At 62.0% G+C, this 25292-nt stretch carries 29 protein-coding genes and 1 tRNA gene; 24 read left to right on the top strand and 6 right to left on the bottom strand.

All coding sequences use genetic code 11. The annotated features are described in order from the left end of the window. Positions 1–441 (top strand): AcrIF11 family anti-CRISPR ADP-ribosyltransferase (locus B149_RS19010; RefSeq protein ID WP_018123887.1); only part of this gene is annotated, 441 nt, incomplete at its 5' end. Between the two features lie 16 nt (positions 442–457). Next, positions 458–1084, top strand: coding sequence for a hypothetical protein (locus tag B149_RS0104045; protein ID WP_018123886.1), 627 nt, complete (start codon positions 458–460; stop codon positions 1082–1084). Between the two features lie 75 nt (positions 1085–1159). On the opposite strand, the gene B149_RS17765 is transcribed toward B149_RS0104045, so the two are convergent. From B149_RS17765 to B149_RS17760, 3 genes are all read right to left on the bottom strand, one after another. Further along, entirely contained in the window at positions 1160–1945 is a 786-nt protein-coding gene (locus tag B149_RS17765) for a thermonuclease family protein (RefSeq protein WP_018123885.1), read from the bottom strand. Beyond that, a complete protein-coding gene (locus B149_RS0104035) occupies positions 1946–2260 on the bottom strand; it encodes a hypothetical protein (RefSeq protein ID WP_040372160.1) in 315 nt (104 codons plus the stop codon). 560 nt (positions 2261–2820) lie between these two features. After that, positions 2821–3675 (bottom strand): helix-turn-helix domain-containing protein, encoded by an 855-nt coding sequence (locus B149_RS17760; protein WP_083909144.1) that lies wholly within the window; start codon positions 3673–3675, stop codon positions 2821–2823. Positions 3676–3804: 129 nt separating this feature from the next. Here B149_RS17760 and B149_RS0104020 point away from each other — a divergent pair, with 129 nt between their 5' ends. From B149_RS0104020 to B149_RS16370, 10 genes are all read left to right on the top strand, one after another. Then, on the top strand, positions 3805–4098 hold the full coding sequence (locus tag B149_RS0104020; protein WP_018123881.1) for a helix-turn-helix domain-containing protein: 294 nt from the start codon (positions 3805–3807) through the stop codon (positions 4096–4098). Positions 4099–4173: 75 nt separating this feature from the next. Further along, on the top strand, positions 4174–4608 hold the full coding sequence (locus tag B149_RS18940; protein WP_018123880.1) for a phage regulatory CII family protein: 435 nt from the start codon (positions 4174–4176) through the stop codon (positions 4606–4608). Between the two features lie 18 nt (positions 4609–4626). Beyond that, positions 4627–5076 carry a helix-turn-helix domain-containing protein gene (locus B149_RS17755; protein WP_018123879.1) on the top strand — a complete coding sequence of 150 codons (450 nt, stop codon included), beginning with the start codon at positions 4627–4629 and terminating at the stop codon, positions 5074–5076. A gap of 277 nt (positions 5077–5353) precedes the next feature. Further along, entirely contained in the window at positions 5354–5485 is a 132-nt protein-coding gene (locus B149_RS18910) for a hypothetical protein (RefSeq protein WP_018123877.1), read from the top strand. An 839-nt stretch (positions 5486–6324) separates the two neighbouring features. Next, positions 6325–6999: a hypothetical protein gene (locus B149_RS16385; RefSeq protein WP_156816735.1), complete on the top strand. Its 675-nt coding sequence runs from the start codon at positions 6325–6327 to the stop codon at positions 6997–6999. A 304-nt stretch (positions 7000–7303) separates the two neighbouring features. Further along, the gene (locus B149_RS16375) at positions 7304–7495 is read left to right on the top strand and encodes a hypothetical protein (RefSeq protein ID WP_156816734.1); all 192 of its coding nucleotides are present in this window, start codon (positions 7304–7306) and stop codon (positions 7493–7495) included. Positions 7496–7529: 34 nt separating this feature from the next. Beyond that, positions 7530–8000 carry a class I SAM-dependent methyltransferase gene (locus tag B149_RS0103970; protein ID WP_018123871.1) on the top strand — a complete coding sequence of 157 codons (471 nt, stop codon included), beginning with the start codon at positions 7530–7532 and terminating at the stop codon, positions 7998–8000. A gap of 117 nt (positions 8001–8117) precedes the next feature. Next, a complete protein-coding gene (locus B149_RS0103965; protein ID WP_018123870.1) occupies positions 8118–8573 on the top strand; it encodes a hypothetical protein in 456 nt (151 codons plus the stop codon). Positions 8574–8585: 12 nt separating this feature from the next. Further along, positions 8586–8828 carry a hypothetical protein gene (locus tag B149_RS0103960; protein WP_018123869.1) on the top strand — a complete coding sequence of 81 codons (243 nt, stop codon included), beginning with the start codon at positions 8586–8588 and terminating at the stop codon, positions 8826–8828. Positions 8829–8830: 2 nt separating this feature from the next. Continuing rightward, the gene (locus B149_RS16370) at positions 8831–9247 is read left to right on the top strand and encodes a helix-turn-helix transcriptional regulator (RefSeq protein WP_018123868.1); all 417 of its coding nucleotides are present in this window, start codon (positions 8831–8833) and stop codon (positions 9245–9247) included. Here B149_RS16370 and B149_RS0103950 read toward each other — a convergent pair. Both B149_RS0103950 and B149_RS0103945 read right to left on the bottom strand, forming a co-directional pair. Further along, the gene (locus B149_RS0103950) at positions 9232–10386 is read right to left on the bottom strand and encodes a tyrosine-type recombinase/integrase (RefSeq protein WP_169332901.1); all 1155 of its coding nucleotides are present in this window, start codon (positions 10384–10386) and stop codon (positions 9232–9234) included. The genes B149_RS16370 and B149_RS0103950 overlap by 16 nt on opposite strands. Positions 10387–10494: 108 nt before the next feature. Beyond that, a tRNA-Val gene (locus B149_RS0103945) sits at positions 10495–10570 on the bottom strand. A gap of 205 nt (positions 10571–10775) precedes the next feature. Between B149_RS0103945 and B149_RS0103940 the strand changes: the two genes are divergently transcribed. The 11 genes from B149_RS0103940 (at position 10776) to B149_RS16360 (ending at position 23014) form a co-directional block, all read left to right on the top strand. After that, positions 10776–11870, top strand: coding sequence for a BMP family ABC transporter substrate-binding protein (locus B149_RS0103940; RefSeq protein ID WP_018123866.1), 1095 nt, complete (start codon positions 10776–10778; stop codon positions 11868–11870). A gap of 58 nt (positions 11871–11928) precedes the next feature. Then, a complete protein-coding gene (locus B149_RS0103935; protein WP_018123865.1) occupies positions 11929–12570 on the top strand; it encodes a phosphoribosyltransferase family protein in 642 nt (213 codons plus the stop codon). A gap of 2 nt (positions 12571–12572) precedes the next feature. Beyond that, positions 12573–14105, top strand: coding sequence for an ABC transporter ATP-binding protein (locus B149_RS0103930; RefSeq protein ID WP_156816733.1), 1533 nt, complete (start codon positions 12573–12575; stop codon positions 14103–14105). Beyond that, entirely contained in the window at positions 14096–15163 is a 1068-nt protein-coding gene (locus B149_RS0103925; protein WP_018123863.1) for an ABC transporter permease, read from the top strand. The genes B149_RS0103930 and B149_RS0103925 overlap by 10 nt, the downstream gene beginning before the upstream one ends. Then, on the top strand, positions 15156–16079 hold the full coding sequence (locus tag B149_RS0103920; protein ID WP_018123862.1) for an ABC transporter permease: 924 nt from the start codon (positions 15156–15158) through the stop codon (positions 16077–16079). The genes B149_RS0103925 and B149_RS0103920 overlap by 8 nt, the downstream gene beginning before the upstream one ends. Positions 16080–16208: 129 nt before the next feature. Beyond that, the gene (locus tag B149_RS0103915) at positions 16209–16529 is read left to right on the top strand and encodes a hypothetical protein (protein ID WP_018123861.1); all 321 of its coding nucleotides are present in this window, start codon (positions 16209–16211) and stop codon (positions 16527–16529) included. Positions 16530–16700: 171 nt separating this feature from the next. Then, on the top strand, positions 16701–17429 hold the full coding sequence (hutC, locus tag B149_RS0103910; RefSeq protein ID WP_018123860.1) for a histidine utilization transcriptional repressor HutC: 729 nt from the start codon (positions 16701–16703) through the stop codon (positions 17427–17429). Between the two features lie 23 nt (positions 17430–17452). Then, positions 17453–19126 carry a urocanate hydratase gene (gene hutU, locus B149_RS0103905; RefSeq protein ID WP_018123859.1) on the top strand — a complete coding sequence of 558 codons (1674 nt, stop codon included), beginning with the start codon at positions 17453–17455 and terminating at the stop codon, positions 19124–19126. 12 nt (positions 19127–19138) lie between these two features. Beyond that, the gene (hutI, locus tag B149_RS0103900) at positions 19139–20356 is read left to right on the top strand and encodes an imidazolonepropionase (RefSeq protein ID WP_018123858.1); all 1218 of its coding nucleotides are present in this window, start codon (positions 19139–19141) and stop codon (positions 20354–20356) included. After that, complete coding sequence (locus B149_RS16365; protein ID WP_018123857.1) at positions 20343–21272, top strand: formimidoylglutamase; 930 nt, start codon at positions 20343–20345, stop codon at positions 21270–21272. The genes hutI and B149_RS16365 overlap by 14 nt, the downstream gene beginning before the upstream one ends. Before the next feature lie 11 nt (positions 21273–21283). Then, entirely contained in the window at positions 21284–23014 is a 1731-nt protein-coding gene (locus B149_RS16360) for an HAL/PAL/TAL family ammonia-lyase (protein WP_018123856.1), read from the top strand. On the opposite strand, the gene B149_RS0103885 is transcribed toward B149_RS16360, so the two are convergent. Beyond that, the gene (locus B149_RS0103885; RefSeq protein ID WP_018123855.1) at positions 23008–23781 is read right to left on the bottom strand and encodes a substrate-binding periplasmic protein; all 774 of its coding nucleotides are present in this window, start codon (positions 23779–23781) and stop codon (positions 23008–23010) included. The two genes, B149_RS16360 and B149_RS0103885, sit on opposite strands and share 7 nt — an antisense overlap. 156 nt (positions 23782–23937) lie before the next feature. On the opposite strand from B149_RS0103885, the gene B149_RS0103880 reads away from it, so the two are divergent. Continuing rightward, positions 23938–25284 (top strand): cyclic 2,3-diphosphoglycerate synthase, encoded by a 1347-nt coding sequence (locus tag B149_RS0103880; protein ID WP_018123854.1) that lies wholly within the window; start codon positions 23938–23940, stop codon positions 25282–25284. The last annotated feature ends 8 nt before the right edge of the window (positions 25285–25292 follow it).

Raw genomic sequence — 25292 nt, 5'->3', positions numbered from 1 at the left:
TTTTCCTCCGAATTTGACAACCGCTTCGGCGGCATCTTCGCAAGCCCGGAACGGGAAGTTGCAGAATCGCACGGCGAAACGGTTTTTGAAATGAGCCTCGGGCGCCACNTCAGCGCCGACGACTTCCGTCACCTGGCTTTTTATTCCGATCACGCCGAAGACGTTGAAGCCCTGGTGCTGGCAGTGATCGACGACGAAAGGTGTGTTTCCGACATCGATGCCGACTTGATGCTGGAACTCGTCGCAGAAGATGAAAGCGTTTTCGATCTCGACGACGATGTTGCTTCGGAACTGCTGGAACAGTTCGGTTTTGACAGCCTCGGCGAACTGAGCTGGGACATCCAAGGGATCAAGGGCGAAGTCTGCCGCCGGATGGGTTTTGACTCCGTAGGCATGGAAGACGAACACGGCGAAAGCATCCTCGTTTTGAATCTGATCTAAATAAAGGAGAGCAGGAATGGCAATGAAGAAAGGAACTCCGCAGTCTGTCGTAAGATTTCATCCGGACAACGATTTGCGGCCCGCAATTGCCCGGGCAGCCAAAGCGATCCAGATCGAATCGGGGGAAAAGTGCTCGGCTAACGATTTTATTCTGGTCGCGATTCAGGAAAAGCTGGAGGGCATGGGACTTACGTCGGGGTTGAATCAATACGCGATGAAGATGCAAAAGCAGGTCGTCGCGCAGAACGGGCCGTATACGATTGTGAATCCGTACTATTTGGAGGAGAATCAGGATTCGCAGCGGTATAAGTCGCTGAGCGCGCAGCGGACGTCCTTCCTCGAATTTCATAGATACATGTTTTCGCTGTCAGACGAGCGGGTTCAACGCCTACACCAGAATTTCAAAGACTACTTTCTTGAACAGCGTTTGTGCGAGAGCGATCATGTATATCTCGATGTGCAACTGCTTCAAGATGCAATCGCGTATCAACTGGCGCTTCGCTCTCCGGACATGTTCGATGTTTTCGCAGTGACAAAAGACATATCACAGTCGTGGCGCTCAAACATCAAGACTGCTATCGACTTCGACGACGTGACGTCCGAGCGATTGATCGAACTCGCGGATGAAATATTGTCCCGGTGAGTTGTTGTCTGGCGCGCGGCTTTCGAAGGGCCGTGACTGCTTAAGGTGTTTGAACAAATGGAGTTCCTTGATGATTCAAGGAACTCCATTTGTTCTCAGTTTCTCTTCCGCCCCATCCGGTGCCATGAACACCTCAGCCATGCCTCTCTGCACGAGCTCGGCAGCCAGCCAGCGGCCGTCCGGGAGATAGACGTGCGCGAGGTTTCGACCGTAGCGATCCACGTGACCGGGTTCAAATTCCAGCCGAAGCATTTTGCCCTCGCATTGCTCTCGCACCCATGCCGTGGCCTCTTTGGCTCCAGGCTCGCCTTTTTCGGGCGTGTCGATCCAGAGCACGCGGACGCGTGCTTGTAGGCCCTTGACGTCCATGACGAGAGTGTCACCGTCTACTACGCGGGAGCAGAGAACCTCGGTTTGCTCCTGCTGGCCTGCGAATGCATCTTTTGCGGAGAGGCAACCAACGATGAAGAGGCTGATGCTGGTAATGAAAAGTGCAATGGCGAATAGCTGGAGACCAACGCCCCATATTTTCCACGCACTCTTTTGTCTAGGTTTGCTCCTTATGTATGCTACCCATTGAGCGTCGATATCTTTGGAGTGACACATTTGAGCAATGTAGCAGACTCCGGTATTCAAGACGGCCAAGACGCCTCCAGTCGTGAAGAGCGTCAGAGTGCTTAGGAGCATCTCATGGTTTGCGGGCACTTTCGCTGCAATGAAACTTAGAATTGCCACCGCACCTCCACCGCAGAGGACAAAGGCCCCACGGAGGGCTGCTAGTGCGAAGTTAATTAACGCACCGAACATGTGGAAGCAGCACGTAGCGTAAAGGTTATCTTGCTGCTCCTGTGGCCTTTGCATCTACCCCTCCAAATCCAACGCCGTGACCATCTGCCCGCGCTGTTGCAGCTGGGCGAGGTGGTGCAGTTTTTCCAAGTTCAGTTCCGTGTCCAGCATCTCCTCGGCGGTGTTGATGCCGATGGAGATGGTTTCAAGGGTTTCGCCGGTCTCGTCCACGAGGTGGAAGAGGAGCGGGCCGTCCGAGTCTGCGTGCGGACGGACCCGCTCGAACCATTGCCGGGCCATGCTGATGTCGCGGTAGGAGACGCCTGCAACTGTGATGTGCCCGCCGTTTACCTCGTCCGGCATGGAGATGATTGTCATTGGGCTGCCCATTACCCCTGCCCCATGGCCCCGTAGATCATGAGGGCGACCAGCGTTCCACCCACGGTCAACAAGACCATGGCGTGCTTGGTGCTGACTTTGGGTTTGGATTGTTGGCTTATCTCCGTAAGGGCCTGCCGTGCTGCCTCAGCCTCCAACTCCTGCGTTGTCATGGATCGGACATCGGAACTTCCGGCCTCCGGCTCCACGTCGCTGCCGCAGTGTTTGCATTTGATGGCCTTTTTCTTGATGGGCTCGGCGCAGTAGGGGCAGTCTCGCAGTTCGGCCTGCTCGGCTTCGCGGGCCTGTTGCTCCTGTCTGCGCTTCTTGGCGGCGGCTTTTTGGGCCTGCTCCTGTTTGAGGTCGCTGACGAACAGGACGTGGATCAGCGCGACGATGAACAGNAGCGCGCCGTAGATCCACCAGCCGAACATGCTGCGGCCCTTGCTGCGGGCAATCAGCGCCGGGATCAGGCCGAGCAGGGCAGAGATGACTACGATTTCCATGTATCCCCCTTTACTGTAGCCGCCGCTTGTCTGCGGTCATTTGTAACGTCTTTACACATCTTTCCATCAGTAAACTGATAGTCTCGGGCAAAAAAATAGCGCGTGCGTCCCGCCCCTCCACCGTNATCCGTCCCGGTCCTCCGGATAGGACACTGTGTCTTCGTGCAGGGAGGCTCGGCGTTCGCCGGCGCGGGCGTTGTAGATGCCCAGATCGGCGGAGCGGCTCTGGATTCGGTTGTCGATGACCGAGCGGATCGCGCGCAGCTTGTCCAACTCTTCGGTGTCTCCCATGGCGCGCTCGATGTCCGCCACGGCCTTGGCGATGGGCGTGCGCGTCTCGTCCAGCGACTCGTTGACCGGGGGATTGTCCGGGCTTTCCATGTTCGCCGGATACTCGTGCTCGCCGTCGCGCATGCGCAGCCAGGTCATGGGACCCTGCTGCAGAAATTCCTCGCGGCTCAGGAGCGGCTGCCCGATCTGGGCAACCAGAAAATTGGCATTGATGCGGTAGCGGGAGACCCAGCTGCGGATCGCCGTGGCCGGAATCTCGGCCCGGCGTTCAAGCATGGCCTCCACCTGCTCCACGGTCAGGCCCGCCGCCTCGGCAAGTTCCTCGGGGCCGACGTCCAGACTGTCCGTCATCAGGCGGCGCAGCGTGTCCGCCGTGCTGGTGAGCTCCGGGCGCGGTGCGGCCGCGGCATCGGATGCGAGCATGTCACCCCGGCCGGTGAGTAGCCAGTTGATGTCGATGCCAAGTTTTCGATGCAGCTGCACCAGGGCGGGGGGCTTGGGCGCGGCCTGGCCCCGAATGTACGAGGTCAGCGTCTGGCTTTTGATGCCCATGATGTTCGCAAGATCCTTGTTCAGCAATTTTTTTGCTGAAACAACCTCCTGCAATCGTTCGCCTAATCCTTCAGACATCGAAAAGCCTTCATTGAAATACGAAAACGCGCTTGACGCGATGCCGATTTTTCGAATAGTTGTTGTCTAAACACACATCAACTGAACCAACCGGAGCCGGTGACGCGGCAACGGTCAGAGGATTTGACAATGATTAACCGAACTCACGACGCAACGCAAGAACTGCCTGTGGCCTACCAGCGCCGCGCATGGATGGACGAGCGCGGCATCACCAACATCCAGATCGCCGGAGCGTGCGGCGTCACGCCCTCGCGGGTGTCCACCATGCTCCGCAAGGGCAGGGCCCCGCGCCGGTACATCGCCATTCTCAGCGAGCGGTTCGGCATGCCCGAGAATCTGCTCCCCGCCCCCAGCCGTGAAAAACCCGGTCCGATCAGCGCGAAGGATCGGCAGGGCAAAGCCGAAGTCTCTGCTACTGCGTGACGAGTTTTCGTCTTCATCTTTCACATGCACGAATTTTCGGCACCGCATCCACGGTAAAGCGAGAGGAATTTTACCATGTCACACGACAACATCATCCGGCTGCTGCACGAGGTCTCTCACGATGCGCCCAGCGGCCGCACGTTCAAGCAGATCGCGGAGCTCATGGGCAAGGCCTACTCGACGCTGGCCAGCGAGCTCAACGACGAGTTGCCGTCCCACAAGTTCGGGGCCGCGGATCTGCCGCTTTTCATGGAGCTGACCGACTCCGACGCGCCCGTGGACTACCTCGCGGCGCGCCGGCGCGGCGTGTTTCTCAAGCTGCCGCTGGCNNGCGCCGGTGTGGATCGCGGCGCCATCGCCGCGGTCAAGGAGTTCGGCGAGCTCATGGCCGCCTACGGCGAGGCGNTGGAGGACGGCACCATCACCAAGGCCGAGCGGNTGCGNATCAATCGGGAAGGCTACGAGGCAGTGCGGGCGATCATGGCCCTGCTGCANGGNCTCGATCAATAATCACAGGAGGTTCCCACCATGCCCAAGCCCACACGACCCATCACCCCGGAACGCCGGGCNGAGTTTGACGCACAGATGGACCGNATCCGNCAGGTGACCGGCTGCCGCACGCAGGTGCAGCTGGCCGANCGCATCGGGGTCCGGCAGTCGAGCATTTCCGACGCCAAGCGCCGTTGCTCCGTGCCCGGCGANTGGCTGCTGACCGTCTGGCGNGAGACCGGCGCNAATCCCGACTGGATCCTCAACGGGGACGACGAGCCCCGGTACGCCGTTGTGTCNCACGAGTACGGCGAGCCGCTGAACGTGGCCGCGCTGCGCCGGCGCATCGAGGACGAGGTGCGCGCCGAGCTGGACACGCTCAACGCGCAGGACTGCATCCANCGGTTGCGCGCCATGGGCTTGCGGGTGGTGGTCATGCCCGAGGGACAGGACACGCCCCCGGACATGCTCGACGCGGCGCGGCAGTAGATTTCCCTACAACCCTCCATCCCTCGAAAGGAGGCGGACATGGACGAATATCTGGCACGACTGGAGCATCTCCGGGCCGCCGTGGACGACGCCCTGCAGTGCGGGGTGCTGCCCCCCGTCCANCGGCCGAGGCTCATGAGCATGGCGCTTCACCTCGCCGCCATGGCCGAGGACGCCCGCGAGCAGATCCGGNTGCTGGATCAGGCCGTGTCCGCCTCCGCACGGGAGGAGCGAACCTGTCACCGCGGNGTCTACGTGGACGCCTGAGGAGGTTGTCATGGACTGGATGGACTGCACGGTTTTCGGCACGGCGTACATGCTGCTGTTCGTATTGCTCGTCTGGCTCGCTGCCGCGCTTTCGAGCTCGGCGGCCCGGCGTCTGGAGCGGCGCGGGAGGATGCTGCAATGAGCGTGGACAAGCGGATCCGCGAGGCGAGGCTGGCGCGTATGGCCGTGCTGCTGCACCGGACCGAGGGCGAGGCCGTGGCGCTGCGCGCGCTGTGGGAGGATTTCGGCGAGGGTCAGCCGGAGGCTGTGGACATCGCGTGTCTCGGCCCCTTCGCCCGGTTCGCGGACAACTGCGGGCTGACCCGGTTCGGCCGTCCGTCCATGGTGGCGCTCGACGNTGCGGCGCGGGAGTTTGTCCGGCGCTGGCTGCCCGAGCTGCACGAGCCGGATCCGGCGCAGGGCCGCGAGGTCGCCGTGGCGGAGATTCTGCGCGGGGCCATGGGGCAGGGGCGCAGGGAGATTGCCTCGTCCGAGCTGCGCGACGCGGTGCAGGCGAGCGGCTGCGGCTGGCGCGACAACGCCACGGCCGGGGCATCGCTGCGGCACTGGNTGCAGACCCGTGGCATGTGCCTGCGCTCNGGGCTGGAGGCCGGGATGCGCCCGGAGCTGGCGCTGGACGATGCGGCGCATGCGTTCGTGGTGCGGGTGCTGGGCGAGTGTCCGGCCCCTGCGGACGACGGCGGCTGGCCGGAGTTCGACGTGGAGCCGATGGGCGANNTGATCCACGCGCCGGGAGGCTTCCGATGATCGCGGCGGGGCAACAGGTGCTGGTGCGCAANCATCGCGGCGAGCTGCTGTGCGTGCGCATCACCGGCGAGGATCCCCGCGGNTTCTGGGTAGGCCGCCAGCTGCGCGGCCCGACCAAGGGCGCGACGCGTCTTTTCAAGCGCGAGCAGGTGGTGGCGGTGCGTACCGAGGATGGGTACCGAAGGCTTTTGTGTGGGTATGGAGGGTAGTGTGATGGCGATCAAACCAATACTTTGTAACGGCAACGTGGTCCGCGCGATCCTTGACGGTCGCCAGACGCAGGACCGGAGGCCGGTTAAACCGCAGCCCTGGAAGGAAAACGCAGTGGACATCCGCCGGTCTGCGGCAATTGCCGGGCTGCCGGTGGTGGTTGAAAGCTGTATGCGGAACGGAGTCTGGAATGAAAAGCAACGCATGGTGCCCAAGTATGCCCCCGGCGACACCATCTGGGTGAGGGAAACTTTTTGCGATGGATGCGGCGGTGATGCTTGCCACCGCGCGGACACGGACCGCTGCGGTAAAACAGGCTTCCCGGCCTGTTGTCACCCTTGGAAGCCCTCAATCCACATGCCCAAATGGGCTTGCCGCCTCTGGCTGCGTGTGACGGATGTGCGGGTCCAGCGCATTCAGGACATTTCGATCGAGGACTGCATCGCAGAGGGGCTTGGACACAACGAAACTCCTTGCCCCGTCCGTGCGGACGGCCTGCACTCGGAGCGCTGGTACGACGGCGAAGGATGTGAGGCCTGTGGCGCGCCACCGCTCGATGGCGAGTTCTCCAACTTGTGGGAATCTCTTTACCCCGGCTCGTGGGGGCGCAACGACTGGGTGTGGGTCTACGAGTTCGAACGCACCGAACGGCCCGCGGGTTGGCCGACAGCTGATTGATAGGAAGTAGACCAAAATGAAAGGCGTCTACATAACCCCTACGGATGAATTGTCTGTGCCTCGATTGACAGAGGAAGAACGGCGGTGGATCGGCAAGTTGCAAAGAGTCTTATCGTCCTGCCCGAGCGGCCGACTGGGGTTGGTAACCATTGGTGACCCCGGTATCCAGGTTGTTGACGATACGACAGGTTCCGAACTCGCGGACGGGGAAGCAGGACGTGATGGCGTCGTTCTCGCCGATCTGGTTGGGGGTCCCCGCGTCCATGGCGTCAGCGGATAACCGATGATTCAAAAGAAGTGGGGAATGATGATCGAAGCAACGTGGATAGTGCAATTATTGGCTGACTGCCCGGATTGCGGCGCGACGGTTGATCTGCTCGACCACCCCGAGTTTTGGGACGGTCGGTTCGGACTGGAGCCCGGCGACGACGTTGGACTCGAAGAAGTGGTTTGCCCTGAGTGTGGACACGAATTTGACGTAAAGGCCGTGTACTAGGCCGCATAAACTGATCAGCAGGGAGTGGACCAGAATGCCGCAAATTCTCGACGCCTGTTGCGGTGGACGAATGTTCCACTTCAACAAAAAGAACCCACAAGTCTTGTTCACCGACATTCGGAAAGAGAAGCACGAGCTTTGTGATGGTCGCGCTTTCACCGTGTCGCCTGACACCATCGAGGATTTTCGCAATCTGAGCTTCCCGGATGGGGCGTTCAATCTCGTGATTTTCGATCCCCCGCACCTCGTTCGGGCTGGGGATGACTCATGGATGAGGGCGAAATACGGACGGCTGGATCGGGACAACTGGCAGCAGGATATCACGGCGGGGTTTGCAGAGTGTTGGCGCGTGCTCAAGCCGGGTGGAACCATGATTTTCAAATGGAACGAGACGCAGATCAAGATTAGCGAGCTGCGCCCCTGTTTTCCTGCCGACCCGCTTTGTGGCCACACGACAACCCACAATCTGAAAACGCACTGGGTAGTGTTCTACAAGGCCGCTTAGGTCTGGCTCGCGGTGGCGAGTACACAAAGCGGCCCCACCGGGACCGTCCCGGCGAGACCGCTTCGGCAAAGGTATCGAGAACCAGTACGATAGACGAAATTCAGGAGGCGTACAAGGATGACGACGAAACAGCGCAGACAATATCTGACCTTGCATGCGGTGCGTGAGCTGGTGCGCGGCATGGGCGAGCATCGCCAGTGCTTCGAAAAGAAGACTCGCGAGTCGTTGCGCCGGATCGAACGGCGGGTCACGGCGATGATTGAAGCTCTCGGCCAGCCGACCAGAAGCGATCAAGCCTGTTTCGCCAGAGCTGCCGACAAACTCAACTCCGCATGGGTGGACGAGGGCGGCGGACATTCGCAAGCCGCATTCGTCGCGATCGGGTTGGCACTGGTCGCGGAGCAGCGTGCGGAGATCCCGGCCAAGGCCGCAAAGGCGCGGCAGGAGTTCGCGGATCTGGAAGGCATGCTGGCGACGCTCTACAGGCATTTTGACCCAGATTATGAGGACATGGTCGCATCCGACGAGGGCGAGGCCGTGGCCCGCGAATATCGGCAGCTTGTGGCCGCGTAGAGGAGGGGTGTCGTGCTGCTGAATGGTTTCAAGAATCGCAAGCGGTTGGCGGACAGAATTCTCAACCAGCAGAAGGTCGGCGGGACCGGATACTGGGTCGAGGTGTGTCCGGAGTGTGGCGGAACGGGCAGTGATCGGGACTGTTTTGAGGACGAAGACTGCCACTGTGTGAGCTGCCAGGGCTCCGGATTGATCCAGACCAAAATCGATATCAAGGAAACACGCACGGCCTATCGGCCGGCAGGAAGGAAATAGGCATGCAAAAGCAGATCGTAATCAGGATCGCCGAAAACGGCGTGGTGGTGGATGGCGGCACACTGCAGGTGCATGAAGTTCGCGAAAATCGCACCGAAGCCCTGCGATCCGTTCTTGATGGCATCGGCAGGCTGTTGCTGCCTGATTTAGGCGAGCGGCTCCACTTCTCCGTTGTCGTGGACGACCCGGACGGCGTGTACGAACCCGCAGGACTGGACAGTCGCCGCGAATGGCTCTCCGCCAAGGAAGTCGAGACCGAATTCGGTGTCTCACGTCAAACGCTGGCCGACCTGCGCAACAAAGGCGCCGGGCCTCAATACTCCAAAGCGCCGGGCATGGGAGTGCGGTACCGGCGCTCGGACATAGAGCAGTATCTGCGCCGCCATCGGGTCCAGACACGAGATCAGCGGGCAGATTGATGCAGCGCTTTCTCGATGATGGACAGACGGTCGCTTTGGTGGCCCGGGATCAGGTGCGCATAGCGCAGCGTCATTTCGATGCGCTCATGCCGCAGCATCTCCTTGAGCTCCTGCAGCGTGACCTCACCCGACTGGGCCAGCCAGCTTGCGAAGGTGTGCCGCCACGTATGAAACGTGACGCGTTCCGGGGAACGGGCGTCCGCGTCGTCGTTGAGACCGAGTTCGTCCACGCAACGCTGGAACACCGCGCTGATGCCGTGGCGGATCGGCCCGCCCCGGCGCGACTGAAAGACGTGCTCCCCTGCCCTGCGCTCGTATCCGGCGAGCATCTCCAGCACATCGACCGGAGCGTGAACGTGGGCAGGATTGCCTTGCTTGTCGGTAAATCGGATGATGCCCTCTTCCGGGCGCACGCCACGGCCAAGGATGGTGAAAATTTCCGTGGACCGCAGGCCGGTCCGCAACGAAAGCAGACTCATGTCGTGCGTCTGCCGGGAGCGCTCCCGCAACAGGCCGAGCAGATCTCGGGCCTCTTCGGGCGTGAAAAATCGATAGCGATCATTTTTGACGGTCGGCAGCTTAAATGCGCTGGCCCGGCCCGTCTGGAACGGATTGGAGCCGCTGTGCAGTCCGAGGGCCATGGCCCGGTTCACGGCGCGCCGCAGGAGGGAAAAGCAATGATGAACGGTTTGGGGGCTCAGGGTCGCGAGCAGCTTGTGCTTGTGATCCTCCAGAATGGACACGGAAACGGACGTCAGGGGCATGGCGTCGAACACGCGCGACAGGTGCTTGTCATAGCGATTGCGCTCTCGGTTGACGTCGCGCCCCTCACCCCTTGCCCAGCGCTCGTACGCACGGAAGGCGTCGCCCACAGTGATGGAAGTCGCGCCAGTGAGATCGATAGAGACATTACCCTTCCCGCGCCGGACAGCTGCCAACAGGTCGTCACGGAAGTTCTTTGCCGTGATGGCGCGCACGCCCTCGGAGGCCCATCCGACGGTCTGCCAGCGCGGCTTGCCGGTGGCATCTTTGTACCAGACGGAAAAACAGCGATCCGGCTTGCCTTTGAAAGTCTTGGCCGAGCTGTCCCGGTAGTACACGCCGGGGTATTTTGTTTTAATCCGCTTTCTGCTGCTCATGGGTGTGTCATGCGAGGATATCTTTTTTTCTGCAACAAACTTACCCATAGCTTACCCGCGACAAAAAGAAATAGGGCTCGCACTTTCGTGCAAACCCTTGGGATTCCTTGGTGGGCGGTGCAGGGCTCGAACCTGCGACCCTCGGCTTGTAAGGCCGATGCTCTCCCAACTGAGCTAACCGCCCATGGAGAAGGGAGCTTATATCCGCATGATCCGCGCTTGTCAATCGCCATTTCAATCTTTTCCGATAATTCTCGATACAGCTTCTGAGCTACCCGGGACTTTCCTGCCTAGCCGCTTGACGGACCTGTGAAAAACGGGGCAAACTTTCCCGTCTTTCGGGAATGGAGGTTCCCGCCAACGCTTCACCATCAACGGGAGAATAGAGGATGAAACGCTTCGTGACCCTGTGCGTGCTTGCCATGCTCTGCATGCTGCTGGCCGCACCCGGCGCCGCCATGGCCAAGAAGAAGATCAAGGCAGGCTTCGCGCTGCTCTGGACCATCGACGACCGAGGCTGGACCACCGCACATTACAACGGCATCCAGCACATGAAAGAAAAACTCGGCGACGACGTCGAAGTCATCTACAAGGAAAAGGTCCTCGGCCCCGACGCCGAACGCGTCTTCCGCGAATTTGCTGAAGAAGGTTGCGATATCATCTTTGGCACCACCTTCGACCACATGGAGCCCATCCTCCGTGTGGCGCGCGACTATCCCGACATCAAATTCGAGCACTGCTCCGGCTACAAGACGGCCTCCAACGTGCGCACCTACATGGTCCGCATCTATCAGGCCGACTACCTCTGCGGATACCTTGCCGGCCTGATGGGCTTCAAGGACGTGGGCACCGTCGGCACCCACCCGATTCCGGAACCGGTGCGCGGCGTGAATGCCTTCACCCTCGGCCTACAGCGCGGCCTGATGGAAGCGGGCGTGGAACACGGTGAAACCGTCAACACCGTGGCCTGGCTCAACTCCTGGGCCGATCCGGTCAAGGAGACCACGCTGGCCGAGACCCTGATCGCCAAGAACCACGATCTGATCCGCCAGATGGCCGACACTCCCGACAGCTCTCTCGCAGCTTGCGCCGCCGACGTTCCGGCCATGGGCTACGGCACCGACGCCGCCAGCTGGGGCGCGGAATGCGTGCTCTCCAGCGCCATGCTGAACTGGGGCCCCTACTACGTCAAAGCCATCCGCGACTTCCAGAACGGTACTTGGGAAACCGGGTCCTACTGGAAGGGCTTCGAAGCCAACGGCGTGAAGCTCGCCGACTTCCACGAGTCCGTCCCTCAGGAAGTGCGCGACAAGGTTCTGGCCGTACAGGAACAGCTCAAGAACGGTCAGGACGACATCTTCACCGGCCCGATCTTCGACCAGAACGGCAAGAAAGTTCTGGCCGAGGGCGAACGGTTCGACGACGGCCAGCTCCTGTCCATGCAGATGCTCGTCAAGGGCGTGCAGGGCAAGCTCGCACGGTAAGCACATCAACACGGCGCGGCGCCCCGAGCGGGCGCCGCACCATTTACGGAGCAGCACCATGAACGTTCTCGGCGCACCCGAGTCCGGAGAAAAATACCGCCTTTCGGTGGACGGCCTGCCCTACGACGTGGAGATTCCCTACGTTACGCTCAAATCTCAGGACGGCCCGGTTTCCATCGCCTCCTTTAACCTCGTGGGCCAGATCCGGCTCAACGAGGACCTCGGCAAACTCATGGCCCGCCAGATTCGCGAAACCGTGGGCGATCTTGAGGGACTCGCCATCCTGACTGTCGTGGAAAAGGCGCTGCAACTCACGCAGGTCGCCGCCTACGATCTGGGACTTGACGCCGTGGCCGTGGCCTACAACCGCGTCAAGCCGCACATGGAGGCCGAGCGCAGGCCCTTCATTCAGGTGGGCAGCGACTCCATCACCAGCGGCAGCAAGTTTCTCGCCGTGTACGAGCGCGATCTGAACCTGCTGGCGCAGGCCAAAAAGGTCATCCTCATTGACGACGTGGTATCCTCCGGCGGCACCATCCTCGGCCTTGCCGACTTGATGGACGAAATAGGCAGACAGCGCGGCATCGAACCGCCCGAGATTGCAGGCATCTACTGTGTGGCGCAGGAAGGGGAAAAGCACCCGCTGCTGCCCGCCCCGCTGCATTCGCTCGCCACCCTGCCCAAACCGATCCGTCTGTAGCAATGTCCGAGAACGCACCACTGCTCTCCTGCCGGGGAGTGACGAAACGCTTCGGCGAGGTCGTGGCCAACCGGGACATCACCTTTGAGGTCCGTGCCGGTCAGGTGCAGGCCCTTCTCGGCGAAAACGGCGCGGGCAAGTCCACGCTCATGTCGGTCATTGCTGGTCGCTTTCGGCCAGATGCCGGAGAAATCCGCGTACGTGGCGAGCTCGTGCAGTTCTCGCGTCCGGCGGACGCCATGCGCATGGGCATCGGCATGGTCTATCAACGGTTCATGCTGGTGGAACGCCTCACCGTGGCCGAAAACATCCGGCTTTCCGCACACTCCTGCGGCATCGGCTCCCGCCAGGCCGACAGGCGCATGGCCGAGCTTTCCGAACGCTACGGTCTCGGTGTCGATCCATCTCGCACGGTGGGCTCGCTCTCCATGGGTGAACGTCAGCGCGCCGAGATTCTCAAGCTGCTGGTGCAGAACGCCAACATTCTCATTTTCGACGAACCTACCGCCGTGCTCAGCCAGCCCGAGGCGGAAGGACTCTTCAAGATCTTCGACCGGCTGCGCCAGAATGGCTGCGGCGTGGTCTTCATCACCCACAAGCTGGAAGAGGTCATGGCTGCCGCCGACCATATTTCCATCCTCAGACGCGGACGCATCATCGCTTCCGTTGCGCCTGGAGAAATCGAGAGCAAGCGAGAGCTGGCCCGGCTCATGGTGGGCCGTGAGTTTGTGCTCGCCGTGGACAAGCCCGAACTGAATCCCGGCGAGACCGTGCTGGAGCTGAAGCACTTCGCGGGCAGCGGCGCCTCCGGCCGCACCGGCTTCGAAGGCGTTAATCTTTCTGTGCGTCGAGGCGAGATTCTCGCGGTCATCGGCGTGGCTGGCAACGGCCAGTCTGCGCTTGCTGCAGCAGTAACGGGCAATACAGACGCGGGGCTGGCCGAATCCGGCAGCGTAACCTTTGGCGACGAAACCGTAAGCGCCCCGGACTGGAAAGGACATCACGGCATCGCCCACGTTCCCGAGGATCGGCACAACACCGGCAGCGTGCACGACATGACGCTGGCCGAGAACTACGCCCTGACGCGCCTCGACGCGGCAGGCGACGGACCGTGGTTCGACCTTTCGCGTATCGCCAAGAAGACACAAAAAGCCATCGAGAACTACTCCATCCGCGCCACCGGTGCGGAGGATATGGCCGGGAGCCTGTCCGGCGGGAACCTGCAAAAACTCATCCTTGCAAGGGAACTGGCGCGCAAGCCGGAACTGTTCGTTGCCGAGCAACCCACGCAGGGTCTCGACATCGCATCCACCGAGGAAATCTGGGCCGCGCTCATCCGGCAGCGCAAGCATTCCGGCATCCTGCTTTTTTCCGGCGACCTCAAGGAAGTGCTGACGCTGGCGGACCGCATCGCGGTCATGTTCCGTGGCCGCATCCTCGAAGTACTGGACGCCCTCGACGCTGACGCCGTGGCGCGCATCGGGTTGCTCATGGCGGGCGGCGAAACCGCCGAGGGGGATTCGCAATGCGCATAGTCAGGCGTACGCGGCCCATCCGCTACAAGGCGCTCGTCACCGCCCTGCTGGCCGTCGGCTTCGCGCTGGCAGCCGGAGCGCTGGTGTTTGCAGGGCAGGGCGTGAACCCACTGGAAGCGTATGCCGTCATGGTCTCAGGCGCGCTCGGCAGCCTCAACGGGCTAGCCGAAGTCGCGGTGAAGGCCGTGCCGCTTACCCTGACGGGACTTTCCGTGGCCGTGGCCGCCACCATGCTGCTCTGGAACATCGGAGCCGAAGGACAGTTCGTCTGGGGGGCCATCGGCGCTGGCTGGGCAGCGCTCTACCTCTCGCCGTTTCTTCCCACTGCGCTGGTCATTCCGGCCTGCCTGCTCTGCGGGGCACTGGCCGGAGCACTCTGGGCCATGATCCCCGCGGCCTTGCGGGTTCGCTACGGGGTCAGCGAAATTCTGACCACGCTCCTGCTGAACTACGTGGCGATCATTTTCATGGAGCATCTCTATTTCGGCCCGTGGCGCGACCCCATGGCCTTCGGCTTTCCGGGCACGCCCACCTTCCCCGAAGCCTCCTGGCTGCCAAGGCTCGGCAAGACGCGTCTGCATCTCGGTGCGCTGGTGGCCGTGCTCGCGGCGGCTGGACTGCATCTGCTGCTGGCCAGGACCAAATGGGGCTATCGCATCCGGGTCACCGGGCGCAGCGGCCAGGCCGCCCGGTACGCCGGCATGAACACCTCGCGCCAGACGTATGCGGTCATGGCCACGGCGGGCGCGCTGGCCGGGCTTGCGGGCATGGGTGAGGTCTGCGGCATCCATTACCTCATCCGTGAGGGCATCAACCCCGGCTACGGCTATGACGGCATCATCGTGGCCTGCCTCGCCGGGCTGCGGCCCGCGCTGGTCCCGGTTTACGCAGTGGTGCTCGGCACCTTCCTCATCGGCGCGGACCGGCTGCAATCGGCCATGCAGCTCCCCTCCTCCATCGGACTGGTGCTCGAAGGCGCGCTTCTGCTTGGTCTTCTGGCGGCGGAAGCCGTGACGCGCTTCAGAATCGCCTCGGGCAAGGGGGACGACAATGTTTGAGGACATCATTTTTATCGCCACCATCGCCATCAAGTCATCCATTGCCGTACTCTTCGCGGCAGTCGGCGAAGTCTTTGCCGAAAGAAGCGGCGTTCTGAACCTTGGCGTTGAGGGCATGATGCTCACCGGCGCCATGGTGGGCGCGGCTGCGGGCATCGCATGGGGCGACCCGTGGCTGGCCGCCGGATGCGGCATGTTGGCAGGCGCGGCGCTGGCAGCGGTACACGCCTTTTTCGCCATCAACCTCAAGGCCGACCAAACGCTCTCCGGTCTGGCCATCGCCATCTTCGGCGCCGGTCTGGCGGGATTCCTCGGGCGCGCCATCATTGGTGAACGCGGCGTGCGCTTCGGCCTCGAAGCCCTGCCCGTGCTGTCGGACATCCCGGTTCTCGGCGGCATCTTCTTCAAGCAGAACGCACTGGCCTATGTCGCCTACATTCTGGTGCCGCTCACGGCGTGGATGCTTTTCCGCACCCGGCTCGGCCTCAAGATACGCGCTGTGGGCGAAGACGCCCCCGCTGCGGACGCCATGGGCGTCAATGTAACGCTGGTGCGCTGGGGCTGTGTGCTCTTCGGTGGCCTGCTGGCGGGCCTCGGCGGCTGCTACCTGTCCCTCGCCTACACGCCGGGCTGGAAGGACGGGATGACCATGGGGCAAGGCTGGATCGCCATCGCCATGGTCATCTTCTCGGGCTGGCGGCCGGGTCGCGCCGCGCTGGGCGCCCTGCTCTTCGGCGCGCTGGCCGCGTTGCAATGGAACTTCGAGGCCAACGGCTCGGAGCTGATCCCTGCCTGGATTCTCAAGATGCTGCCCTACGTGCTGACCATCGTGGTGCTGGTGCTCGTGAAACGTTTCGGCACCTCCGGACGTGGAAACGCTCCTTCTGCGCTCGGGATCCCGTTTCATCGCATGTAACGGCGTGCAGAAGGATTTTTCCGTTTTTTCCCGGGAAAATCCCCCATTTCAGTCCACGAACTATTGACCCATCTTCGATTTTCCCCTCTAAACAAAGCGTAATACTTGTTTAGAGGGGGAGATACGGTAATGGGAGAATATTTTCTCAACGATACGGAACTTAACGAGGAACTGGAAAGCATCTCCAGAACCATCGACACCATCGCGGAAACCAAGGAACTGCCGCTGCGCACCCTCTTTCCCGATGAATTCGTCCGCCAGTACACGAACTATGCGAACATTCGCGAACTTCTTGATGCCAGCGGCCACGACATCAGCTGTCAGGGTGACCTTGAAGCGTGCCGTCCCAATGGCTTCGACGAGTTCATCTGTCTGAAGACCGAATTCCAGAACTGGGACACCATGCTCGAAATGGCTGTCTGCGAGTGGATCAAGGTCAAGCTCGGCTAGCAGCGACAGACCCGCCGCCCGTCCTTCCCGGCCCCGAGGCCGCCAGAATCCTTTTCCGAAAACCGAACAGGACGCACCGAATGGTGCGCCACTTTCCTTTTTTGCGGGCTTGACCTGCCCCGTTGCAAATGTATATACATAGTTCAAATTTGTATATACAGGAGAGCGTCAATGGCACGCAAGGGACTCGGGTCGCGCATTCGCGATCATATAGTTGAAAGAATCGAAAACGGGGCGTGGAAGCCCGGCGACCGCATCCCTGCGGAATCCGAGCTGATGGAGACGTTCTCCGCCAGCCGCATGACCGTGCACCGGGCCATCAAAGAACTGGCCACCGAGGGCATGGTCTATCGTGAGCGCGGCAGGGGGACCTTCGTAGCCCGGCGCATTCCCAGAAGCGACCTGCTGGTGGTGGCCGACATCGCCGAGCAGATTCGCGAGCGCGGGGGCGACTACTTCAGCGACCTCAAGTATCTGGCCGCCGAGCCCATGACGGCCCTCACGGCCCACGTCTTCGGCGAAGGTGCGGACGCCAGCCTCGCCCGCTCCAAGGTGGTGCACTGCGAGAACGGCCTGCCCATCCAGCTTGAAGACCGCTGGGTGGACCTGCGCATGGCCCCGGACTACCTTGGACTGGATTTTTCGAAAACCACCGCACACCGCTACCTGATGCGGGCCGCGCCGCTCATGAAGGCCGAGCACGAACTTACTGCCGTGCTCCCCGGCACCGAGCAGCAGTACTTCCTTGATATTCCTGAAAACGAACCCTGCCTGCTGCTGCGCCGCAAGACGTGGTCCGGCGACAGGCTCGTGTCCTACGCGGAACTGTACTACCCCGCCAGCCGCTTCACCTTTGGTGGCACGTTCACCCCGAACGGCAGCGGCGGACACTCTTCATAACGACAGGCATTGGAGAAAGCGACATGACCACACGCCACGACAAGCGAATCGTCACGGCTCCCACCGGCACCGAGATCAGCGCCAAGAGCTGGCAGACCGAGGCCCCGCTGCGCATGATACAGAACAACCTCGACCCCATGGTGGCCGAGCGTCCGGAGGATCTCATCGTATACGGCGGCATAGGCCGCGCCGCGCGCAACTGGGAGTGCTTCGACAAAATCTGCGAGACCCTGCGCAACCTCGAAGAGGACGAGACCCTGCTGGTGCAGTCCGGCAAGCCAGTGGGCGTGTTTCGCACGCACCCCGGCGCCCCGCGCGTACTTATTGCCAACTCCAACCTCGTGCCGCACTGGGCCAACTGGGAACATTTCAACGAACTGGACCGCAAAGGACTCATGATGTTCGGCCAGATGACGGCCGGTTCATGGATATATATCGGCTCGCAAGGCATCGTGCAGGGCACGTATGAGACCTTCGTGAGCATGGCCAAGAAGCATTTCGACGGCGACCTTTCCGGCAAGTGGATTCTCACCGCCGGACTTGGCGGCATGGGCGGCGCACAGCCTTTGGCCGCCAAATTCGCCGGAGCCTCCATGCTGGCCGTGGAGTGCCGCGAGGAGCGCATCCAGAAGCGGCTCGACACCGGGTATCTGGACATGCGTGCCGACAGTCTCGAACACGCGCTGGAGCTCATTCGCAAGTCATGTGAGGAAAAGACCCCAGTCACCGTGGGCGTGCTCGGCAACGCTGCTGAAATCTACCCCCGACTCGTGGAGATGGACGTGAGACCCGACGCGGTCACCGACCAGACCAGCGCTCACGACCCGCTCAACGGCTACCTTCCCGCGGGCTGGAGCGTGGAGCAGTGGGAGTCCACCCAGCAGAGCGACCCCGACCGCGTGATGCTGGCCGCGCGCAAGTCCATGGTGCCGCACGTACAAGCCATGCTCGACTTCCAGAAGATGGGCATTCCCACCTTCGACTACGGCAACAACATCCGGCAGGAAGCCTACAACATGGGCCTCGAAAACGCCTTCGACTTCCCCGGATTCGTGCCCGCCTACATCCGCGACCTGTTCTGCTCCGGCAAGGGCCCCTTCCGCTGGGTCGCTCTCTCCGGCGATCCCGAGGACATCTACAAGACCGACCAAAAGGTCAAGGAACTCATCCCAGACGACACGCATCTGCACAACTGGCTGGACATGGCCCGGGAGCAGATTCATTTTCAGGGTCTGCCCTCGCGCATTTGCTGGGTGGGCCTCGGCGACCGACACCGCCTCGGGCTAGCCTTCAACGAGATGGTCCGCAACGGCGAACTCAAGGCCCCGGTGGTCATCGGCCGCGACCACCTCGACTCCGGTTCCGTGGCCAGCCCCAACCGCGAGACCGAAGCCATGAAGGACGGCTCCGACGCGGTTTCCGACTGGCCCATCCTCAACTGCCTGCTCAACTGCGCTTCCGGCGCCACATGGGTCAGCTTCCACCACGGCGGCGGCGTGGGCATGGGCTACGCCCAGCACGCGGGGGTAGTCATGCTCTGCGACGGCACCGAGGAAGCGGACGAGAAAATCTCACGAGTGCTCTGGAACGACCCGGCCACCGGCGTCATGCGCCACGCGGACGCGGGCTACGACATCGCCGTGGACTGCGCCAGAGACAAAGGCCTCAATCTGCCCATGGTGAACTTCGATAAATAGCAAGGAGCATTCATGGCCCTGATCATCGAAAATCCGGCGCGCATCGTCACCCCCCGCCCCGGAGATCAACGGGGCGCGGGCCTCGGCGGTCTCGACGTCTTCACCGGCATGTCCGTGCTGTGCCGCGACGGTCTCATCGAGCGCATCGGCGCGCTCGACGAGCTTCTTGCCGAAGCGTCCGGTGCGAAGCGGTATGACGCATCAGGCCAAACACTGATTCCGGGCCTCGTGGACAGCCACAGCCACCCGGTCTTCGCCGGTGACCGCGCCGACGAATTCGCCATGCGCACCGCCGGGGCCGGCTATGAGGAAATTGCCGCATCCGGCGGCGGCATCGCCCGTACCGTGGCGGCCACGCAACAGGCATCCAAGGATAAGCTCAAAGAGCTGGCCCGTAAGCGTCTGGACCGCGCCATGGCGCACGGCGTCACCACCCTTGAAGCCAAGACCGGCTACGGGCTGACCCCGGAGAGCGAACTCAAAATGCTGGAGGTCATCCGCGAACTGGACGCCGAGCATCCGATTGATCTGGTGCCGACGTTCCTCGGCGCGCACGCGGTCCCCAAAGGCGTGGCCAAGAACGACTACCTCGCTGCCATGCGCGAGTTGCTTCCCGAAGCCGCCAGAACCGCACGGTTCTGCGACGTCTTCTGCGAGCAGGGATACTTCACTCCCGTCGAATCGGTGTCGCTGCTGGAGGCGGCGCGCGACTGCGGCATGTTGCCCAAGATGCACGCTGACCAGTTCCACTCCATCGGCTGCATCGAGGCTGCCGTGGAGCTGGGCGCGGTATCGGTGGATCATCTGGAAGCCATGCGGCCCGAGGATGCCGTCAAACTGGCCGGGACAGACGTGGTGGGCCTCGCCCTGCCGGGCGTGTCGCTTTTTCTGGATATTCCGTACGCGCCGGTGCGACAGCTCATCGACGCGGGCTGCGCCGTGGCTGTTGCCACGGACTTCAATCCCGGCTCCAACATGACCATGAACCTGCCGCTGATGATGTCGCTTTTGTGCATGAAGACAGGTGTCAGCACGGACGAGGCCCTGATCATGGCCACCCGCGGCGGGGCCCACGCCCTGCGCATGAGCGACCGGGGTCGCATCGCAGAAGGACTGCGGGCGGACATGGCCGTGCTGGATGCGGACAAATACGAGGAATTGGTCTACTTCTACGGAGAACGGCACGTCAGCGCCGTCATCAAGGGAGGCACCGTCCATGAGCTCCGATAATCCGCTGAAAATACTCAAGCCGCTCGAAGCGCGCTTCAAGTGTCACGATGCAAACGACGTCTTCATGAAAGACATTACCTCTTTCGGCATGAAGGGATACGACGAAGCCACGCATGTCATCATCGGTTGCCCGCAGGATCAGGGCGTGCGGCGCAACTGCGGACGCGTCGGCGCCGCGGGCGCTCCCACCGCCATCCGCAAGGCTCTCTATCAGTATAAGGCTCCGCTGGACCATGCCGGGGTCAGACTCTGCGACATGGGCGACGTGGACGTGCTGGGTGAGCTGGAGACCATCCACGAACGCCAACGCCGCGTGGTGCGCCGCATCCTTGAGGACGGCAAGCGCGTGCTGGTCTTCGGTGGCGGCAACGACATTTCCTACCCGGACGCGAGGGCGCTGGCCGAAGCGGAAGGCGAGATCGCCGCCGTGAACGTGGACGCGCATCTGGACATGCGCAAGGCATCGGAACCACACTCCGGCACCCCATACCGGCAACTGCTGGATGACGGTTTCCTGAAGCCCGAGAATTTTCACGAGGTTGGCATCCAGCCTCATGCCAACTCTCCGGAATACCTCAGGCAGGCGCAGGACATGGGCGTGAACATCTGCACGCTGGCCATGGTCCGTCGCCACGGCTGGATGGCCGTGTTGGAGAATCTGCTGCCTGCGCTGGAGCGGAAACCTTTCTTTGCCGGGCTGGACATGGACGCCATCCGCGCCTCGGACGCGCCCGGCGTGAGCGCGCTTGCCGCCGTGGGCCTGACCGGCTGGGAGGCCATGGAATTCGCCGCTGGCTGCCGACACGGCGCAAGGATATTCGAAATAACCGAAACCAACCCCGAGCACGACATGGATGGGCGCACCGTGCGCCTCGCCGCCAACGTGGCCTTGTCGTGGCTCTACGGCCTTTCCTGAACGGAGTACGCATGAGCGTCGTCATAGATCATACAAAGACCCTGACCCTTGAAGACGTGGCCGCCGTGGCCGAACGCTGCGAGCATGTGGAGCTGGCTCAGCACAGCGCCGATATGCTCGACGAACGACGTCGTCAGGTGGAAGAGTTCGTCCAGTCGCAGGATGTTCCCGCTTACGGCTTCAACCGCGGTTTCGGCCATAATGTGGATCAGACCGTTGGCCGCGAGGGCCTCAAGGACCTGCAACGCAACCTGATCCTCTCCCACGCCGTCGGTCAGGGCGGCCATGCCCCGGACGACGTGGTGCGGGCTGCCATGCTGCTGCGCGCCGTATCGCTCTCGCAGGGGCACAGCGGCGTGCGCTCCGTGCTGCCGCGCACACTGGTGCGGATGCTCAACGCGGGCATCGTTCCGCTGGTGCCGGAACTGGGATCCGTGGGCGCGTCGGGCGATCTGGCCCCGCTCTCCCACATCGCCATGGCCATGATCGGCGAAGGTGAGGTGCGGGTTGCAGGCGAAGTCATACCCGCAGCCGAAGCCCTTCGTGACGCCGGAATCGAGCCGGTGGAACTTCGGATGAAGGAGGGACTGGCCCTGAACAACGGCGTGCAGTTCATGGCCGGGCTGGCGGCCCTTGCCTGCCTGCGGCTCAAGGATCTGCTGCGCGCCGCCGCCGTAAACACGGCCCTCACCGCACAGGTCATGCTCGCCCCGGACACCTATTTCCGCCCGGACTTCCACGCCGTGCGTCCCCATCAGGGCGCGGTGCGCGTCGCGGACTGGATATGGCGGCTCATGCAGGATTCGCCCATCCGCAACTCCCACAAGGACTTCAAGGTGGACGGTCAGGTGCAGGATCCCTACAACATCCGCTGCGCCGCACAGGTGCTCGGCTCCTGCCACGACCTCATCTCACAGGCCGAATCCGCCCTGCTGGTGGAGATCAACAGCGCCACCGACAACCCCATCCTGCTCCCTGACGCCGACGGCCTCTACACGGACATCGTCTCCGGCGGCCACTTCCACGGAATGCCCGTTGCGGTGCAGGCATACAACCTCATGCAGGCGCTCTCCATCATGACCAGCCTGTCGCACATGCGCTCGGTTCGTTTCGTGGACCCGGCCCGCAACAAAGGCCTTGGGCGCGACCTGAAGTGGCCCGGTCTGTCCGGCGAGGAACGCGCCGTCTCCAGCGGCATGATGATGCTTGAGTACGCCTCCGCCTCCATGACCAACAACATATGGGGCAAGGCTGCGCCAAGCCATCTGTTCAACATCTCCACCAACTCCGGCCAGGAAGACCATGTCAGCATGGGCACCACGCTGGCCGTTCGCCTGTACGACTGTCTGCCGGAAGCCGCCTCGGTGCTCTCCATCGAACTGGCATACATTCTTCAGGCCGTTGCCGTTCGCAGGCGGCTGGACGCCATCCCCACGGAGGCCGAGCTGCCGGAATGGGTCGCGAAGGAGCTTGAGGGACTCAAGGAAAAGATGAACGGCACGGGACGCGGCGTGCGCTTCGAAGCCACGGTGACACGCGAGTATCCGCTTGATCACGAGGAAAAGAAACTGAGCCCGGTCTCGGAAGCTATCATGCAGGAAATTGAGCAGCAGGAGCTGTTCCCCACCGTGACGCAGGACAGATATCTGGCCGATGATGTCCGCAGGCTCGCGGAGCACCTGCTTTCCGGCGCACTGGCGCGCACCGCGGAAAAGACCGTGCAGCTCGACTGGGATCAGTAGCGCCAGTCGCCAAGCGCGTTTTCTATGTACTTGTCCTGTATGGCGCGGTAGTCGATGCGGGAGAGTCCCCTGTTGAAGGCGTCGCGCAGGCGTTTGCCGTCGGGGGTTTTGCGGAAGCAGGCGTAAAGCCCGTTGTCGGCGAGTAACCTGGGTCCGAACCGAACGAGATACCGCTCGCGACGAATGGTATCCTCGGTGTCCGCCAGATAGAGAAAAACGTTACGATCCATTACGGCTCCGTCAATGCGGCCGCCCTGGACTTTCCTGATGTTCGTGGCATCGTCCGTGACCTTCTCGACGTCCAGCACGCCCAGATTCATCAGCGTATCGAATCTCGGGGTGTTCACGTACCCGTCCACCACACCCAGCGTATAGATGCCGAGGTCTTCGACCTTCTCCCACTCCAGAGGTTCATCGACGCGCTCCACTACCCCAAGCGGGCTGTCGCCCATGCGCTCGGAAAGATGGCAAACCATGTCCAGACGGTCCGCGTCGTATTCGGGGAGGTAACCAATGAACCCATTCATGTTCAGGCCGTGATCCACCGCTCTTTTCCATGGGTAGAAACTCACCTTCAGCTCAATACCGACGGCCGCGAACGCTTCCTTGGCCACCATGATGCTCGCTCCCTGCCCCGGCAGATTCTCACCGGCATAAGGAGGCCATTCCAGCGTAGCCATGCGCACCGTTTCCCGTGCACAAGCAGTCTTGGGCAACACCCACACAGTCCATGTGATCAGCAAAAGCAGCACAACGACGCGCTTCATGTCCACTCCGTAAAGATTAAGCGTCCATCTATACGCTAGCCCAGTCCCGTGTGTTCCACAAGTGGCATTCCGGAAACGCAAACAACCTTCCCTTTATCCGGAGCGTGGGGTACCTTCGCGATGTACTCTCCCCACACACCTATTCCGGAGGCTATCGTGGCGAAAACGGTCATCATCATGGGCGCGGCAGGCAGGGACTTTCACAACTTCAACATGCTCTACCGCAACAATCCCGGGTACCGCGTGGCAGCCTTCACCGCCTCGCAGATCGACGGCATCGACAACAGACACTATCCCGCCTCGCTGGCCGGTCACGGCTACTCCAAAGGCATCCCGATTCGTCCGGAGACCGAACTGGAAACGCTTATCGCCGCCCATCAGGCCGACGTGGTCCTGTTTTCCTACTCGGACGTGCCTCACGAATACGTCATGCACTGCGCCTCGCAAGTTCAGGCCTGCGGTGCCGACTTCGTGCTGGCGGGGGCTCGGTCCACCATGCTGCGCTCTAATCGACCCGTGATAGCGGTCTGCGCAGTCCGCACCGGGTGTGGCAAGTCCCAGACCACGCGGGCACTCGTGGAAATACTTCGAAATCAGGGGCTCAATCCCGCCGTGGTGCGCCACCCCATGCCGTACGGCGATCTCTCGCTACAGGCGGTGCAACGCTTCGAGACCCATGAGGATTTCGACACCCACCACTGCACGCTGGAGGAACGCGAAGAGTACGAACCTCTTGTGGACATGGGCGCTACGGTATGGTCCGGCGTGGATTCCGAAGCCGTTCTGCGTCAGGCCGAGGCAGACGCGGATATAATCCTCTGGGACGGCGGAAACAACGATACGCCGTTCTTTGCCCCCGACGTGCACATCACCCTGCTCGACCCGCACAGGCCCGGCCATGAACTGTCCTACTATCCCGGTGAAACCAACCTGCTCATGGCGGATGTGGCTGTCATCGCCAAGACCGACACCGCCTCCGATGAAGGGATCGTCCGGGTCGAATCGAACGTTCGACGCATGAATCCTTCGGCGACGATGGTGCGCGTCGCCTCCCCCGTAGTGCTTGACGCTCCGGAAGCCGTTCAGGGCAAACGCGTCCTCGTGGTTGAAGACGGCCCCACGCTCACCCACGGGGAAATGTCGGAAGGCGCAGGCGTCGTCGCCGCCCGCAAAGCCGGTGCCGCGGAGCTTGTCGATCCGCGAAACTGCGCCATGGGCTCTATCAGGGAAGTGTTCGATAAGCATCCGCACATTGGCCCGGTGCTTCCGGCCATGGGTTACGGCAAGCCACAGATAGCCGACCTTGAGGCGACCATCAACGCCTGCGAGTGTGATGCAGTCGTATTGGGCACGCCCGCAGACCTGCGTCGCGTGCTTTCAGTCGAGAAACAGGTGGTCCGGGCAACGTATTCCCACGCCGACAGTGGCGAGCCGACGCTGCAATCTATCGTCACGGCGCTGCTTGACAAGAAGTGCCCGGAATGGAGACGCACCCGGAACTGATAGAAATC

It is taken from the genome of Desulfovibrio oxyclinae DSM 11498 (assembly GCF_000375485.1).
Classification (GTDB): Bacteria; Desulfobacterota; Desulfovibrionia; order Desulfovibrionales; family Desulfovibrionaceae; genus Pseudodesulfovibrio; species Pseudodesulfovibrio oxyclinae.
Note: the sequence above shows the minus strand (reverse complement) of the source record. Positions and strands in the feature narration are given on the sequence as shown.